The organism is Veillonella sp. T14073-2 (assembly GCF_002959875.1).
GTDB classification, from domain to species: Bacteria; Bacillota; Negativicutes; order Veillonellales; family Veillonellaceae; genus Veillonella; species Veillonella infantium.
In genome coordinates this window covers 32185-50190 of record NZ_PPDC01000006.1, presented here as the reverse complement: position 1 = coordinate 50190, position 18006 = coordinate 32185, and the positions used below count along the sequence as shown (strand labels likewise).

Genomic DNA, 18006 nt, shown 5'->3' with positions numbered 1-18006 from the left:
TCTAATATTATTGTATCACAATTATAGTATTTATTAAGTGATACTAGCTACAAGAGTATATAACTATTTCTGATTACCAATCCATAATTGGCCGAGTGCTAAGCCCCCATCATTGGAAGGAACAGCCTCATTCATATATAAATTGCCTACATGCCAAGCGCGATATATTAACTCTACTAATTTGCGATTTTGAAATACACCGCCTGATATGGCCGCATCACTAATATTATATCGCTCCATTAAATCGGCTGAAGTTTCACATAATGCAATGGCAACTGTTTTATGGAATGATACTGCAAGATGAGCTCTAGATTCACCTTTAACAACACCATCCATAATAGATTGAACAGTTGGAGTAAAATCAAGAATTCGCCCGTCATAGTTATAATCAAGCAATGTGCCTTTTTCATCACCACATAAAGATTCTAATGCAATAGCAATTTGCGCATCATAGGTATGAATCATTCCTAATCCTAAAAGAGAACCTACTGCATCAAATAAACGTCCACAGCTCGTTGCTTGAATCATAGGCATTGTAGATTGTAATGCTTTATCTAATATTTCCCAACCTTTAGGTAGCCTATTTATCCAATCTTGGTAAACAGGTGGAATATCATTACCATAATAATTTCTGATATACCATAAGGCTTGACGCCATGGCTCAGAAACCGCTTTTTCTCCACCTGGTAGCGGCGCTTCATGGATATGAGCTAATCGTTGATATTCGTTGCCTTTACAAAGGAGAAATTCACCGCCCCATACGCTTCCATCTGGACCATATCCTGTACCATCCATGGCAATTCCAAGAACAGGCCCTTCTAGATTGTGTTCTGCCATAACTGATGCGATATGAGCATGATGATGTTGGACAGGTATAACAGAAATCTGTGAACTTTTACCAATACGTTCCCCTAAGTGAGAAGAGAAAAATTGAGGATGACTATCTACAATGATTTTCTCTGGTTGTATAGAAAATAATTTCTCATATCGGTCAATAGTCCACTCCAAAGTTGCATGAGTGGATGCATTCTGTAGATCACCAATATGTGGTCCTACAAGAACTTCAGAACCTTTATTCACAGCGAAAGCATTTTTTAAATCACTACCCATGGCTAATATCGAAGTTTGCCCTGAAATTTCACAATGAATAGGTTCTGGTACATAGCCACGACTGCGACGAATAAATCGAGGTTTCTTATGAATAACAGTTACAACAGAATCATCGAGAGGTGCATAAATCTTCCGATTGTGGACCAAAAAATAATCAGCAACTGCCCCTAACTCTTCAAAGGCTTGATTATCATCATATAAAACGGGATCACCGCTTCTGTTACCACTAGTCATAACCCAGACTGCATCAGAGGGTAATAAGACCTCGTGCATCGGTGTATAAGGCAACATTACGCCTAGCATATGATTATCAGGTGCTACGTGAGAACTTAAACGGACAGTGCTATTATGATTTCTTTCTAATAGCACAATAGGACGTTCCATCCCCGTCAATACATCCAGTTCTACATCGCTAATTTGAACTAACTCTATAGCTGTATCTAATGAACCCACCATAATAGCTAGTGGCTTATGAGGCCGATTCTTACGATTCCGTAACCGTTGTACAACTACATCATTTCGCGCATCGCATACAAGATGATAACCACCTACCCCTTTAATAGCGATAATACTACCTTCGTTGATTAATTCACGGGTCGTATTCCATACATTTACTGTATCTACAACCGTACGATTAGGTTTATATAGAGTATAATGCGGCCCACAAAGAGAACAGGCATTAGGTTCAGCACGATAACGGCGCCCCTCTATATCCTCATATTCAGCCTTACAAGCTTCACACATAGGAAACTCATCCATCGTCGTTCGCTCACGATCATAAGGTAGAGATTTAATAATCGTATACCGAGGACCACAATTTGTGCAATTAATAAAAGGATATTCTTTCCTACGCTTGTCCCGTTCTAGTTCTTTAAGACAGTCATCACATGGCGCTGTATCAGCACTAATAAACGTACTAACATCTTCTCCTAATGGAGAGGGCTTCACAGAGAACTCAACTTCATTGTTTTGTATAGTAAGATGTTGTACCCGTTGACTTGTAATGCGGCACAATCGAGGTTGATCATCTTGAATCGCATCTAAAAATAACTGCAAATCACTAGTACAACCTTGTATCTCGACGTAAACACCTTGGCTATCATTATATACAAAACCTGTTAAACCTAGGGAATGTGCCCACATAGAAACAAGGGGCCGGAATCCGACCCCTTGAACTATACCGGTATAACGAATTCCCCAGCGTTCTATAGTTTGATTACTATTTTGTTTCATATAAACTCCTACTATAGACGGAGAATTAATGGCTATTAACCTAATGCTACAGGAATACTGCCATCAATGCCAGCTTGTTCTAGCTCGGCTTGAATCATAATAGCGCATTCAATACGTTTCTTTTGTAAGCGGCAGCCAAATTCATAAGGTGTTTCTAAATCGCCACCTAATGTAATGTTATTAGCATGACAACCACCAGAACAGAAGAATTTCGCCCAACATTCAGCACAAGTTGGTTTAGAGAATACATGTGTATTACGGAAATCTTTAGGAATTTCTGTATTTTGTAATCCATCATACACATTACCAAGCACATATCCGTCTTTACCTACGAACTGATGACATGGGTAAATATCGCCATTAGGTACGACTGCCATATATTCATGACCTGCCCCACAACCACGAAGGCGTTTAGCCATACATGGACCGCGATACAAATCCATACGGAAGTGGAAGAAGTTAAACTTCTCGCCCCAACCATCTAATTGACGTTGTAAATAAATATCTGCTAATTTTTCATATTCTTTTTCCAATACAGGCCAATCCTCTTCGCGAAGAACATAGTCCCCCTCTTCACCTACTACAGGCTCCATGGACAAATGTTCAAAGCCAAGATCAGACATAGCCATAACATCTTTTGTAAAGTCCAAGTTTTTATGTGTATACGTACCACGTACGTAGTATTCAAGGCCATGGCGTTGTTTTACTGCATTAATAAGGTTTTTAGCAATATATTTATAAGATTCCGCACCACTACCAGCTACAGGACGCATCGCATTATGTACAGATTCACGACCATCCAAAGATAATACAAGGCTCATCTTATGTTCGTTTACATAGTCGATTTTATCTTGTGTTAACAGCATGCCGTTTGTAGTCAATGTAAGCTTGAAAATCTTATTGTGCTTTTCTTGAATGGATTCAATATATTCAACTGTTTGTTTAACAACATCCCAGTTCAATAAAGGTTCTCCACCAAAGAAGTCTATTTCACAATGTTGACGAGGGCCGCTCATTTTAATGAGGAAGTCCACTGCACGCTTCGCCACATCAAAACTCATTAATTCACGTTTTACACCGCCGTAATCACCTTGGCTGGCAAAACAGTATTTACATGCTAAATTACAATCATGAGCAATATTTAAGCATAATGCCTTAACAATAGGTTTTTCACCTACTACAAGTTTAAACTCTGTACTCATCGGAGCAAACAATTGCTCTGCTTTAATGAGCTCATCTAACTCATCCATAATCTCATCAAGTTCTATGGCATCTTCTTTATCATCTAATGCAGCATGTACTGCATCGCGATTAGTGCCATCATATATGTCAAGAACTCTATCAATGAGTTCGTCGATAACGTGAATAATACCACTATTAACATCTAAGCAGTAATAGTTATCCTTCATCCGAAACTTATGGATCATTGGTTTTAATTCTAACATGGTACCTCCAATTATTATGTATGGTAAAAGTTCTACTATATAGAACTTTCTAGATAATTGTACCACATTTCCACGCTAAACGTTATGAAAAGAGTCATAAAGATATACCATATAAAGTATGTATTATACACATAAATAAAAAAGGCCCGCTAAGCGAGCCTCTTTATTATTTTTGTTTGCAAACTTGGTTACCAACTGTGCAGCTTGTTTTGCAAGCAGATTGGCAAGATGTTTGACATTCCCCACAACCGCCAGTTTTAGCAGTTTTTTGCAAGGATTCAGTGTTGATAGTACGAATACGTTTAGCCATGGTTATCCTCCTCAATACTTATCGAATGATATTTATTTTATCATATTTATGAAAAGCCTGTAAAATACTATTTAGTTATGTTTTCTTCTACAGATTTTATTTTATTAACTTCAGTAGTTTTATTTGCATCCGCTCCTACTGTTGTTGCAGTGCTTGTAACAGCATCAGTTTTTTCTTTCTTAGGAGTATCCTTACGCAATACCTTACGTAATGCCAATGCAACTGGAGTAACGATAACAGCTGCAAAAACAGCTTCTGGAATACCATGCGTAACAGATAAGAATACAATAGAGCCTAATACTTGATCTGGGCTTAGGTTCATTTTAATAGCAAACATATCTGCGTAAAGCAAGAAGATAAGTCCCATAACCATAATTGTATGGAATACAGTACCCATAAATGCAGATACAAGAATGCGTGGACCTTGAGGTGCTTTCCACAATAATAAGTATACTAAATATGCTAATACAGGGAAAAGTATACGTGGTAACACAGAAATGATTGGATTAATGAATAGTGGGGATAAAATATTAGGTGCTGTAATATTTTGCCACAAGCTATAGCAACCAAAGATAAAGCCTACAAAGGCACCTACCTTAGGGCCCTCTACAATAGCACCGATCAAAGTCGGTACATGTAGAGTTGTCACATTAAGAGGCCCCAATGGAATAATCCCATATCCAGATACACCTAATGCGATTGTAATCCCCGCCAACAAACCAATAATGGTAAGCTCACGAATAGTAATACCACTCTTTTTCTCTTTTTTAACCTTTTTACGTTCAACGGAGTTAGTCGTTTCATTGCCTTGGATTGATACAGTTGAGTTATCATCCACTAGACGTTCATTGTTGTTCATAGATCCTCCTTCGTTCTCATTCCTTACGGATATAAGTCGAAACTAGAAATTAAATACGTTCACGGCGTCGTGAAATAATACCACGCTCTACCAATGCACCTATAATCACTGCTACACCTGTCATACCAGCTTCTAACAAAGTTGGGGTAACAAACACTAGCGGATTACCTTGATACGTTGGAAAAACGGTAGGAACTAAAGATAAAACAAACTCTGGAATATAACCACCATATAAAATATGGGCATTCATAGCGAGCCATAAACCAGCAGTTAAAACAATACGAAATAATCGTATACCTTTATAGGCTATTTCTCTTGGATATAAATAGAATACAAATACCAATAAGGATATAAGTAATGACACCAATTCTGCAAAGAGTATATTTACATTCATAGATGACGCATACATGAAATAAACCATTGGATCTTGTAGATCAATATAGAGAAGTGAACCAATATATAAGAATGGAATTGGAATAGTATATCCAATTATATCGAGTGCTTCATCTACCATTCCCCATCGATGATTTCGATTGAAAAACTTAGTAGCTAGCAACCCACAAAGTTCAATAAGTACTTGAACTATAAAATACACCACGAAGAGAAGCAACGCTGTTACAATTCCATTATCTGCAGTAAAGCTAAAGGGCGTATGCAGAAATGAAAATACAGTCCACCAAGCCCAACTATACATATGATATCCCATACTCAATGGTAGATCGTCATTAAATTTAGCATTCTTAAGTCTTCGTACCATAAGAGGTATTACGAGGGACAACACGGGGAATACTAAAATTGGTAAAGCTAGCGCGCCACTTAAAGATAGAACTGTCGTTACAGCACTTACAAATAATGCACAGACAACGGTAAATAACCAGAAATTCTTATTCATTACGGCCTCCTACTAAACGAGTAAGACCGTATGCCAAAATCAAGCTAATAGTAACACCAATATACATAGCTACTAAGAAAGCTACATCTCGACCAACTGTTGGCCAGCTCCATAACATAGATAAATCTATACCAAGAAAAATACCTTTATAGCTAATACCATGAATTATAATCCAACTTATAAAATAGGCAATACGGCTAATCGATTTACCCTCGCCAAAGGTACTACTTTTAAACGATAAATATGCCCAAGGCATTATTAACGATAAGAGCAAATACCATGCAAGTGCTACTGTCGCACTCGATCCATTATGAATCATATACGCAATAATAGGAATTACTACGATAAATATATTCAAGTAGATGGATCTTTTACAAATATCTATTAATGTGTTCATAAAGATCTCCTATGATATGTAATCTCTTTGTATTTTACAATAATCATAGATAAATGTCATCAAAAAAGAAAAACCTCCATATAGGTAAATAAATACCTTATATGGAGGCTTTTAATTAAGCCACTACAGAGTCAGCTGTTACATCAATTGTAGGAACAGTTTCCTTTTGTTCTTCTTTCTTCAACAATGGAGTCATGCTTTCTAAGCCAATACCCAATGTGAATAGATTATGCAACCATGCTGTTTGGCTTGGCGGCATAATACCGAGAACGCCACCACCAACAAGGGCGCCGTTGAAACCAACGATACCATTGTAATTAGCTTTGATGCGTTTCATCAATGCCATAGAAATGCGGCGTAAATCTACAAGAGCTTGTAGATGATCGGAAGAAATAGTAACATTTGCAATTTTTTGAGCGATTGGTGCACCTTCATTCATAGCGATACCAACATGTGCTTCAGAAATTGCTGGGGAATCGTTAATACCATCCCCTACCATCATAACAGTATAGCCTTCAGCTTTTGCTTGTTTTACATAAGCCGCTTTATCTTCTGGCAATACTTCAGCATGCAATTCATCGATGCCGAGTTCGTCAGCTACACGTTGTGCATTACGTTTGGAGTCGCCAGTCATCATGACAACCTTTTTAATGCCCAATGTATGTAAATCAGCTATAACTTGTTTTGCTTCCTCACGAACAGGGTCTTTAATACAAATAACCGCTGCTAGTGTACCTCCAATAGCGAGGTAAATATGGGAAGATGAATTTGGTAAATTATTGAACTTTTCTTGTTCATCTGCAGGAATCTTTGTTTTTTCATCATCAAAGATGTAGTGAGCACTACCAATGCGTACACGGTAGCGGCCAACTTTAGATGCAATACCATGAGCTACAACGTATTCTACGTCGGAGTGCATTTCCTTGTGAGGCAAGGAATGATCCTTAGCAGCACGTACAATTGCTTTTGCCATGGAATGAGGGAAATGTTCCTCAATACATGCAGCCAATTTTAACATTTCATCTGCATCATGACCATTAAATGGAATGATTTGTTCAAACTCAGGTTCTGCTTTTGTAAGAGTACCTGTTTTATCGAATACAATCATATCTGCTTGTGCAATTTGTTCTAAGAATTTACCACCTTTAACAGTGATACCGCGTTTAGATGCTTCTTGCATAGCGGAAAGTACTGCTAATGGAATGGATAATTTAAGAGCACAAGAGAAGTCAACCATTACGAATGACAATGCTTTCATCACATTACGAGTCAACAAGTATGTCAAACCAGCACCAATAAAGCTTATTGGAACTAATTTATCAGCCATGCGGTATGCTTGTTGTTCCATACCGGATTTCATTTGTTCAGACTCTTCGATAAGGTTAACGATTTTTTCGTAACGAGATGTTTTGGATGTGCTACGTACTTCTACAATAGCTTTACCGTCTTCAACAACAGTACCTGCATATACAGAACTGTCTTGATCGCGACGAACCGCTTCTGGTTCACCAGTCATGGAGCTTTCATTAACAAGAACAACACCATCGATAACGACGCCATCCAATGGAATCACTTCACCTTGGCGAATAATGATTTTATCACCTGCCACAACTTCGTTAACTGGCTTGCTCACTTCAATGTCATCAACTAAAACCCATACTTTATCTACGTTCAAGGACATGCTTTGAGCAAGATTCAATACGGATTTACGGTGAGTCCATTCTTCTAAGATATCGCCAATACCCAATAGGTACATAACAGCGCCAGCTGTAGGGTAGTCTTTTTGAAGTAAAGCAGCACCAATAGCTACGCCATCAAGTACTTCTACTGTTAACTTACGTTGCCACAATGTTTTAATGGCTTTACCGATAAATTTAACACCGTCAAACCAAGCCCATGCAGCCGCAATCGGTGCAGGAAGCACTGCTTTTTTACCTAAGTAAAGTGCAGTGCGGTTGATCATCATTTCACGATATTTTTTATTTACCAAGCGTGGTGAATATTCGTTCAAAGCAGGAGCTTCAGACAAATCTAAATCGCGTAGAGCTAACACTGCATCACGCACAGAATCAGAATCGCCATTATGTTTAATGGCGATTTGACTGCTACGAGTGTAGAAGGTTACATCTACAACTGCATCATTAAGGAGTAATGTATCCTCTACATAAGCAGCTTCAGCTTCTGTAAAGCGATGACCTGTTACCTTAACATGCAAGCGATTTCTGAGTTTTCGTACAACAGAAAATTGTAACATAGTTAAATCCTTCTATTATTTATTTTCTTCAAAGATTTCTTCGTTGCGTGCTTCGTTGATTTCTTGAGCTTCTGCTAATACATCAGATGCGGATGCTTGTACTTTTTCAGCTGTTTCTAATACAGTTTCTTTAGCGCGAAGGCCAGCTGCTACGATACCAGCATATACTTTTTTAGCATCTTTAGAAGTTAAAACTTTAAGACCTACAGTACCCAATGCAAGACCTGCTGCGAATAAATTAGCGTTTTTAAGATTTTTTTGATCGATGTTGAACATGATAATATTCCTTTCTACTAAATATGATAAAAAATTTAATTACTATATTTGAAAAGAGGAGCCCATTATAGAGACCCCTCTATCAAATTCAGAATTCGTATTAGCTTACTTAGCGGTACGTTTTATGCCTAATGCCTTATTGGAACCATCACAGCTGCAGTTACCACCGCAACCAGAAGATTTTTTAGAGCCAGAATCGGAGCCACCGCCACAGCCGCAACCACCTTTTCCAGACACTTGCTTATAAATTTTAGTACCGATATAAGCTAATGCTAATACAACTATGAGTCCTATAACAAGATTATCCATTATTATGCCTCTTTCTCAATATCTACTAAATTACAATATGTGTCTTAGTGATAAATAAGATAAAAGCAATATCTATAGGATATTTCCCTTTTCTCATTATCATTTAACCACGAATATTGATAATTATCAAGTATTATTTTTAAATTACTTATAACAAAATCGCATTTTTCTAATTCATTTTTGTTTAAAGAATCTAAAAGTGGCTAAACTCTCCTATTTAGCGACTCTAGATTAGAAACCTAATGCGCGACCTATATTATAGAAGATGAAACATGCAATCCATGCAAATGCATTTTCATAGCAGAACATGAACAACATCCATTTCCAAGAACCAGTTTCACGTTTAATAACAGCTAAAGCTGCGATACATGGAGGATAGATTAGTACGAATAGCATCAATGTTAATGCAATTAATGGTGTGAAGTGTGGGTCATTTTGTAAATAATCAGTCAATGCTTGAGGATGATCTGTATCACCACCTACTGCATAAATAGTACCCAATGTAGATACAACGACTTCTTTAGCTGCTAAACCAGCCACAAGAGATACACCGATTTTCCAATCGAAGCCCAATGGTTCAAGAACTGGGTTAATTGCTTTACCAAACATAGCAGCATAGGATTGTTCTAATTTTTCAGATTTTTGTTCTTCATCAATTTTTTGATTTTCTGCATCTAAGTTAGCACTGTTTTTGTACATTGCCCATGCTGCAGGGAACAAGTCTTTATTTTCATCTTTAATATCATTAAATAGTTCAGGTGCTTCAGAATCTTCTTCTACTGCAACTTCAGGAGCAGGTTCTTGATTACTTTCTGCTGCTGAAGTAGCATCTGCTACGGTAGATTTCATATTATCAACGATTTCATTAACTTGGTCTTTTTGTTCATCTGTAGTAATACCAAAATGAGACAAAGTTTCTGCATCTTTCATTTCATATGTTTGAGCTACTTGATCATGCAACGCATCATAATCTTTGGAGTATTCAACATCCATTGGATACGCTGTAATGAACCATACTAAGATAGATGCAGCCATGATAAATGTACCAGCTTTTTTGAGGTACAAAATACCGCGTTCAAACATATGCATCAAAGTTGCTTTTAAGGTAGGCAAGTGATATGGAGGTAATTCCATTACGAATGGTTCAGCTTCACCAGAGAATAAATATTTGCGGAAAACTTTAGCAAAGATGATACCAAATACAATACCTAATGCATATACACCAAATACTACAGTACCAGACCATTCAGGTGGGAAAAATGCTGCTGCAAACAATGTATATACAGGCAAACGAGCGGAACAGCTCATAAATGGTGTAATCAAGATAGTCACCATTCGATCCTTATAGTTATCAAGGATACGAGCGCCCATTACGGATGGTACGGAACAACCAAAACCTAATAACAATGGAATAAAGGATTTGCCATGTAAACCACAAGCACGCATTACACGGTCAATAACGAATGCCGCACGCGCCATATAGCCAGTATCTTCTAAGAAAGAGATGCCCAAGAATAATAATAGAATTAATGGTACGAAAGAAAGAACCGCACCTACGCCGGCGATGATACCATCAGAGATAAGTGATTGTAATTGACCTTCTGGAATAGCAGTTACAACCCATGCTTGCAATGCTGTGAAGCCATCTTCAATCCAACCTTGTGGAACAGCACCAACTGTATTTACGAAGTTAAACAATAACCACATAACCAACATAAAAATTGGTAAACCCCAAATACGGTGCGTTAAAATTTTGTCATAACGATCAGAACGTGTTTCCAATGTTGTTGGCGCTTGTGTTAAGCATGTATTATATACTTCTACAGCAAAACGGTGACGATATTCTTGGAATACGATATCAAGATCAACTTGATTTTTAATTTCCTCACGAATAGCTTCAGCTTTTTGAATAACAGCTTCTGTATTATCAAAACGCATAACCTTACCAATAACATCAGCATCTTTTTCCAATAGCTTGATAGCAATCCAACGAAGTGGATATGTAACAGTACCAGATTTCTTAAGCTCTTCTACAAGCTCAGCAATTTTGCCTTCTAGTAAATCGCCATAGTCAACTGTTACACCAGGTGCTTTTTGAGAAGCAGCTACGCTAATTGTTGCTTCTAACAACTCTTTTGTACCAATATTTGTACGGCCTACTGTACTAACAATGGTAGCACCTGTTAATTCAGCCATTTTTTTAAGGTCGTATTTAATGCCCATATCTTCAGCAACGTCAGACATGTTTAGAGCAATAACCATTGGCTTTTCAAGTTCCAACAATTGTGCCGCTAAATACAAGTTACGTTCCAAGTTAGATGCATCAAGAACGTTTACGATTACATCTGGATTATCGTTTACGATAACATTACGAGCTACTAACTCATCCAAGGAACGAGCTGTTAAGCTATATGTACCTGGCAAGTCAATAAATAATAGCTCTTGACCATTAAAATTAGTATAACCTTCTTTTTTTTCTACTGTAACGCCGGCATAGTTACCAACGTGTTGCTTCGCCCCTGTGATATTGTTAAACATTGTCGTTTTACCACAGTTAGGGTTACCTGCTAAGGCAATACGAATTTGCCCTTTTTCTGCCATGTGAACCTCCTATTGAACCTCTACATCAATCATGCCAGCTTCGCTTGTACGAAGTGCTAATTCAAAGTTTTTTACTTTGATCTCCACTGGATCACCCAAAGGGGCAAACTTCATAACATGGATTTTTGTACCATGTACGAGACCCATGTCAATTAGACGATGCTTAACATTGCCACTGCCATGTAGTGCAACAATAAGACCAGACTCACCTGGTTTCATGTCTTTTAACTTTTTGATAGCCATACGACACCTCCTAATTATTGTACCTAACAACCTCATATTAAACACACCAAATAATAATGCGTATTAATATCTTAAGATATTATACCAAATCGAGCATTAATTTCAACAATTATTATCAATTTTATGGTTATTTTCTTTCTTATATATATACTTTTTTCTCATATTAACTATGAAAATCACTTTATGATTATTCAAAACAAACCCCACTAAGTATAATATTTATCTATCTACTCATAATTCATAGTGCAGACAGAAAATAAGAAATACTACTAAGATTATCATTACTGATAATTTAATCATTCTCATTTATAACTTTGAAATTTCTTTAAACATTTATATTTTAATATTTTCCATTCTCATAAATATTCATCACATCGTTATTTATCGATTTATTATCAACTAGTTGTGATCTTCAATATAATTTCACACCTATGTATTTAAAATAGTCTATCGCACCCCCACTACTACTGTGGTCTAGCTATAACAATTCAATTTATTTGCCCCTCCTATCTGCATAAGGTATAATAAATATAATATGTATTATAGAAAGGACGATCCATGAAATCTTTTAAATCTCTAGGTGTTTGCGATGAGCTCATCCAAGCCCTTCAAAAACAAGGTATCAAGGAGCCCACTCCAATTCAAGAACAAGCCATTCCTGTAGTTTTCAAAGGGAATGATGTCATAGCAAAAGCTCAAACAGGTACAGGCAAAACATTAGCCTTCTTATTACCTATTCTTCAACGGGTTCACACAGATGTTCATCAAGAACAAGTACTTATCATTGCACCTACGCGAGAACTAGTAAAACAAATTTCTGATGAAGCAAAAGAAATAGGTACCATTTTAAATGTGGATATCCTCCCTCTTATCGGTGGCAAAACGATTGAAGCACAGCTACAACAATTAGGACGTCGCCCTCAAGTTATTTTAGGTACACCTGGCCGTCTATTAGATCATGCTAAGCGTGGTTCACTTCACCTAGATTGCATTCGTCGTGTCGTACTCGACGAAGCCGACCAAATGCTTCATATGGGGTTCTTACCGGACATTGAAAATCTCATCAGCCAAACAGATGCTAATAGACAACTTTTACTATTCTCTGCAACAATCCCAGATAAGATTAGAAACCTTGCAAAAGCTTATATGTCAAACCCAGCCTCTGTAACAGCAGAAGGTAAGCATGTTACATTAGAATCTATTGATCAACGTGTGTACATGATGAATCCAGAGGAAAAAACAGAACGCCTCATCAAAATGATTGAAGAAGACAATCCATTCTTGGCCATTGTTTTCTGTAATAAACGTGAAGGTGCAGTTCGCTTATCCTATGAGTTAACTGCTGCAGGCCTAAATATTGCTGAAATGCATGGGGATTTAACACAAGGTCGCCGCACTCAAATATTGCGCGATTTTGCAAAAGCTAAGACACAAATCTTAGTAGCAACAGATATTGCAGCTCGCGGTATCGATATTGAAGGCATTACACATGTTTATAACTACGACGTACCACGCGACGTAGATTACTATATCCATCGTATTGGTCGTACTGGTCGTGCTGGTAATTCTGGTGTAGCTGTTACATTTGCTACGCCACAGGATGAATCTTGGCTACGACGTATTGAGCGTGCCATCCAAGCAACGCTTACTAAATATACTAAAGATGGACAAATTAAGACTAAAGGTAATGCAAGTGCTGCTCCAAAACGTGCAAAATCTTCTGGCAAGCCTAAGATTACGAGTTCCTATCAATCTACAAAGGCTAAAGCTCATAAAGCTCGTGGCCACAAAGGTGCTAACACACGCCAACGTCGTACCTCTACATCTCAAACTGGACGTCGCGGTAAACGCAAATAAAACTAAAGACGCGTACAGATTAATCTGTACGCGTCTTTTTTATTTGTTCGCATAAATACTTGGCATGCCATTTACATCAGAACATTGTGTCTTACATTGAGATCGATTACTGCAAACCCAGTTAATTCGGCCTCTCGCCTCTTGTTTAACAAAATAACCTTCTTTACATCGTGGGCATTTATATTGCTTATCTTCTTCAGATAAAGTGATATTACTTTCACCAGTTGAAGTCTCTCCATCGATTGGTTGTGTATGTTTACAAGTTGGATAATTGGTACAACCTAAAAAAGCACCATATTTACCATTACGCTGTTGCATACGTCCCTTATTACATTTCGGACATATAGGCAAAGTAGATAAATCTACATTTTCATTATCCATAGGTCGTTTACGATTTTGATTCGTTATCGTGCGAACTACATTTGGCATCATTTGACCAGAGTTTACCTGTTTATCAAAGCCAAGCTTATCAATCAATAACTGTAAAAACTTAACTTGATCAGACAAGAAGGAATCCAATGTATCCTCCCCTTCACTCATGAGGGCCAAACGTTCTTCCCAAACTGCCGTTTCATCAGGATACAACAATTCATCAGGCAATGCGTCTACTAAAAGATAGCCTGTTTCAGTAGGTGATAGAACTTGCTTCTTCCCCGAAGTCTTCATAAAACCACGACTGATGAGTTCGTCAATAATATTAGCACGAGTCGCCTCTGTGCCTATACCAGATACAGCCTTTAACTGTTTTTTCAAATCTTCGTTTTTTACAAATTTATGAATTTCCTTCATCGCTTGCAACAATGTAGATGGTGTAAAACGAGATGGTGGTTTTGTTTGTTTCGCCTCTACAGAGGAATCTGTATAAAGAACAGAATCATTTTTCTTAACAGCCGGCAAATGATCCGTTTCTTCAATAGCCTCTTTTTTAGAGTCAGATTCTGCGCCACGTTCATCAGTTAAATCAGGTTCATCATTATCTGTCACCGATTTGGACTTTTGTCGTTTATAAAGTAACTTCCATCCTTCGTCTATAACTACACGACCATTAGCAACAAACTCTTCCTTACATTGTTCCACTACAATTTTAGTTTGTTCATACACGTGCTCACCATAGAATTGAGCAATATAAGCCTGACTAATGAGGAAGTAAATATTGCGCTCCTCACGAGACAAACTATTCATATTGCAAGCTACCGTAGTAGGAATAATTGCGTGATGGGCCGTAATTTTCTTTTCATTCCAAGCGCGACTTTTAATAGAGCGGTCAGCATCACTAGCCCATTGTGCTAACCTTTCATCTCCAGCATTCTGCAAATTATTGAGAATAGCATTGCGATCACCATACTGATTTGGCGGTAAATATTCACAATCAGAACGAGGATACGTAGTCAACTTTTTCTCATATAATTTCTGTGCTGTATCAAGTACAGTTTGCGGATCATAGGAGAATGCTTTACCAGCCAATACCTGTAAAGATGACAAGGATAATGGTAGGCGTTGTACATCTTTCTTTTTAGATTTTGTAACCGTCTTAATGATACCATCTGGACCAGCTTGCAAGCGCTCAACCAATTCATTTGCAATAGCCTTATTTATGAGACGACCATCTGGATCAAGCCCCTTTTGTTCATCTGTAGGTTGCCACGTAGCCCAGAACACACCATTTGGATGATTATATAAAACCTTTAGTGTGAAATAATCGACCGGTTTAAATGCGGCTAATTCACGTTCTCTACGAACTACTAAGGCTAACGTTGGAGTCTTAACACGACCTATAGGTAATGTTACCTTATTACCTTTATATCGTTCAGATAAGGTATATGCGCGAGATAGGTTCATTCCAATAAGCCAGTCTGCACGCGCTCTGGCCAGTGCAGATTGATATAAATTGTGAAAGTCTTTATTATCTCGCAAATCATTAAGTGCTGCATGAACAGATTTTTCGTCCAATGCATTTAATAAAATTCGCTGTACAGGTTTTGTATTTCCTACATAATATAAAACCTCATCAACTAACAATTGCCCTTCCCTATCCGGGTCACCGGCGTTAACGATAGTGTCAGCTTTACCGATAAGGTCTTTCACCGTTTCAAACTGTTGACGACTACTATCCGTAACCAGTAATTTCCACTCATCAGGCACAATAGGTAAATCTTGAGGGCGCCAGCGAACATATTTATCATCGTAATCACCCGGTTCTGCTTGATGTAATACGTGACCTACAACCCATGTCACCACATCATCACCTTGGATAAAGTAGCCATTCCGTTTTTGGATATTCTTATTTTCCGGCAAGCATTTACTAATTTCGCGAGCCATGGATGGCTTTTCCGCAATAAATAACCGCATGGTCCCCTCCTTAACATAAAATAACGGCTATTCCCCTAAGCCGCTCTTTGAAATCTCATTATACTACAATTTAGTGGTCATAACTACCAAAATCATGTATAATTTTAAAGATATGAATGATGTAAAAGTTATATAATAAGACAATGCTTTTACAAACGAAACAATAGAGGTGAACTATGACATTTTTAGAAGAAGTGCAACGTCGTCGTACGTTTGCTATCATATCTCACCCGGATGCGGGTAAAACTACATTAACAGAAAAATTACTTTTATATGGTGGTGCTATCCACTTAGCGGGGTCCGTTAAATCTCGTAAAACAGCAAAACACGCCGTATCTGACTGGATGGAAATCGAAAAGCAACGTGGTATCTCCGTAACAAGTTCTGTGTTGCAATTTGACTATGATGGTTGTCGCGTCAATATCCTAGACACCCCTGGTCACCAGGACTTTTCTGAAGATACATATCGTACCTTAATGGCTGCAGATAGTGCTGTCATGTTGATTGACGTAGCAAAAGGCGTAGAAGCACAAACAAAAAAACTATTTGCTGTATCTAAAGAACGCGGTATTCCTATCTTTACATTTGTAAATAAAATTGACCATTTCGGTCGTAGCCCATTTGATTTGATGGAAGAAATCGAAAATGTTCTTGGCATTCGTACATGCCCTATGAACTGGCCAATTGGTATAAACGGCGAATACAAAGGCGTATACGATAGAGAACATGAAACTATTGAGCTTTTCGCAAAAGATGAAACACATGGTCAAGAAAAGTTAGCCTCTGAAAAAGGAGCTTTGACTGACCCTCGTATGAAAGAATTATTAGGTGATGATGTATACCAAGCATTACTTGATGATATTGAATTATTAGATGTTGCAGGCGATCCATTCGATTTTGACAAGGTTCGTGCTGGTGAATTAACTCCTATGTTCTTCGGCTCTGCAATGACTAACTTTGGGGTAAAACCATTCTTAGAGAAATTCTTAGAACTTGCTCCATCTCCTGCTCCACGCCAAGCTGTGGAAGAAATGGTCCAACCTACAAGCGAAGACTTCTCTGCCTTAGTATTTAAAATCCAAGCGAATATGGACCCTAACCACCATGACCGTATCGTATTTATGCGTATCTGTTCTGGTAAGTTCGAAAAGGGCATGTCCGTATTGCATCGCCAATCCAATAAAACGATTCGTCTATCTCAGCCTCAACAGTTTTTGGCTACAGAACGTACCATCGTAGAGGATGCATATCCAGGAGATATTATCGGTGTCTTTGACGCTGGTACAATGGGTGTAGGTGATACACTGTGTGCTCAAAAACACAAGGTAACCTTTGGTGACTTCCCTGTATTCCCACCAGAGTTCTTTGCTCGCGTATCGCCAAAAGATACTATGAAGCGTAAGCAGTTCCAAAAAGGGATGACACAATTAGCCCAAGAAGGCGCTGTTCAAATCTTTGAACAACCAGGTGCTCTTGATTCCTTCGTAGTCGGCGCTGTAGGTATGCTTCAATTCGAGGTTCTGGAATACCGTTTAAAAAATGAATATGGTGTTGATTTATTAAATAATACATTACCATACAGTGTTGCTCGTTGGATTGATGGTGAAGTAGATATCGCTTCTTTAAAAGGTGTAGATAATGCGATGATTGTTAAGGATAATCGAGATCGCACCGTAGTCCTCATTTCCAATGAGTGGCAAATGGGTTGGGTTCAGGAACGTAATCCTGATGTTACATTCTTAACCACTCCAAAACTTCATCACGAACTATAGAAACGCTTTCCTGTTATTAACTGGAATATATTTCTCAATATATAAAAATTGGAAATATATTCCAGTTTATTTTTTTATAATAGGCAGGAATATCACAGA

14 protein-coding genes are annotated in these 18006 nt (G+C 37.9%); 2 read left to right on the top strand and 12 right to left on the bottom strand.

Annotated features, from left to right (window positions below; translation table 11 throughout):
- Positions 1 to 63: 63 nt before the first annotated feature.
- The 11 genes from hypF to VCHSUH04_RS03610 all read right to left on the bottom strand — a co-directional run bounded on the left by hypF (position 64) and on the right by VCHSUH04_RS03610 (position 11929).
- A complete protein-coding gene (gene hypF, locus VCHSUH04_RS03660; protein ID WP_105085396.1) occupies positions 64 to 2343 on the bottom strand; it encodes a carbamoyltransferase HypF in 2280 nt (759 codons plus the stop codon).
- A gap of 35 nt (positions 2344 to 2378) precedes the next feature.
- Entirely contained in the window at positions 2379 to 3788 is a 1410-nt protein-coding gene (scfB, locus tag VCHSUH04_RS03655; RefSeq protein WP_105085395.1) for a thioether cross-link-forming SCIFF peptide maturase, read from the bottom strand.
- 166 nt (positions 3789 to 3954) lie between these two features.
- On the bottom strand, positions 3955 to 4098 hold the full coding sequence (gene scfA / locus VCHSUH04_RS03650) for a six-cysteine ranthipeptide SCIFF (protein WP_004693318.1): 144 nt from the start codon (positions 4096 to 4098) through the stop codon (positions 3955 to 3957).
- 67 nt (positions 4099 to 4165) lie between these two features.
- Positions 4166 to 4957 (bottom strand): ECF transporter S component, encoded by a 792-nt coding sequence (locus VCHSUH04_RS03645; RefSeq protein ID WP_105085394.1) that lies wholly within the window; start codon positions 4955 to 4957, stop codon positions 4166 to 4168.
- Between the two features lie 49 nt (positions 4958 to 5006).
- Positions 5007 to 5849, bottom strand: a complete 843-nt coding sequence (locus VCHSUH04_RS03640; RefSeq protein WP_105085393.1) for a hypothetical protein — start codon at positions 5847 to 5849, stop codon at positions 5007 to 5009.
- Positions 5842 to 6246, bottom strand: coding sequence for a hypothetical protein (locus VCHSUH04_RS03635; RefSeq protein WP_105085392.1), 405 nt, complete (start codon positions 6244 to 6246; stop codon positions 5842 to 5844). The genes VCHSUH04_RS03640 and VCHSUH04_RS03635 overlap by 8 nt, the downstream gene beginning before the upstream one ends.
- Positions 6247 to 6361: 115 nt before the next feature.
- Positions 6362 to 8500, bottom strand: coding sequence for a heavy metal translocating P-type ATPase (locus VCHSUH04_RS03630; protein WP_105085391.1), 2139 nt, complete (start codon positions 8498 to 8500; stop codon positions 6362 to 6364).
- Between the two features lie 15 nt (positions 8501 to 8515).
- A complete protein-coding gene (locus tag VCHSUH04_RS03625) occupies positions 8516 to 8776 on the bottom strand; it encodes a DUF6110 family protein (protein ID WP_004697111.1) in 261 nt (86 codons plus the stop codon).
- Between the two features lie 105 nt (positions 8777 to 8881).
- Positions 8882 to 9085, bottom strand: coding sequence for a FeoB-associated Cys-rich membrane protein (locus tag VCHSUH04_RS03620; protein ID WP_105085390.1), 204 nt, complete (start codon positions 9083 to 9085; stop codon positions 8882 to 8884).
- 231 nt (positions 9086 to 9316) lie between these two features.
- The gene (gene feoB, locus VCHSUH04_RS03615) at positions 9317 to 11686 is read right to left on the bottom strand and encodes a ferrous iron transport protein B (RefSeq protein ID WP_105085389.1); all 2370 of its coding nucleotides are present in this window, start codon (positions 11684 to 11686) and stop codon (positions 9317 to 9319) included.
- A 9-nt stretch (positions 11687 to 11695) separates the two neighbouring features.
- The gene (locus VCHSUH04_RS03610; RefSeq protein ID WP_094028542.1) at positions 11696 to 11929 is read right to left on the bottom strand and encodes a FeoA family protein; all 234 of its coding nucleotides are present in this window, start codon (positions 11927 to 11929) and stop codon (positions 11696 to 11698) included.
- A 558-nt stretch (positions 11930 to 12487) separates the two neighbouring features.
- Here VCHSUH04_RS03610 and VCHSUH04_RS03605 point away from each other — a divergent pair.
- Complete coding sequence (locus VCHSUH04_RS03605) at positions 12488 to 13786, top strand: DEAD/DEAH box helicase (protein ID WP_105085388.1); 1299 nt, start codon at positions 12488 to 12490, stop codon at positions 13784 to 13786.
- Between the two features lie 39 nt (positions 13787 to 13825).
- On the opposite strand, the gene VCHSUH04_RS03600 is transcribed toward VCHSUH04_RS03605, so the two are convergent.
- Positions 13826 to 16135 carry a DNA topoisomerase 3 gene (locus VCHSUH04_RS03600; protein ID WP_105085387.1) on the bottom strand — a complete coding sequence of 770 codons (2310 nt, stop codon included), beginning with the start codon at positions 16133 to 16135 and terminating at the stop codon, positions 13826 to 13828.
- 176 nt (positions 16136 to 16311) lie between these two features.
- On the opposite strand from VCHSUH04_RS03600, the gene VCHSUH04_RS03595 reads away from it, so the two are divergent.
- On the top strand, positions 16312 to 17907 hold the full coding sequence (locus VCHSUH04_RS03595; RefSeq protein WP_060924805.1) for a peptide chain release factor 3: 1596 nt from the start codon (positions 16312 to 16314) through the stop codon (positions 17905 to 17907).
- Positions 17908 to 18006 lie beyond the last annotated feature (99 nt).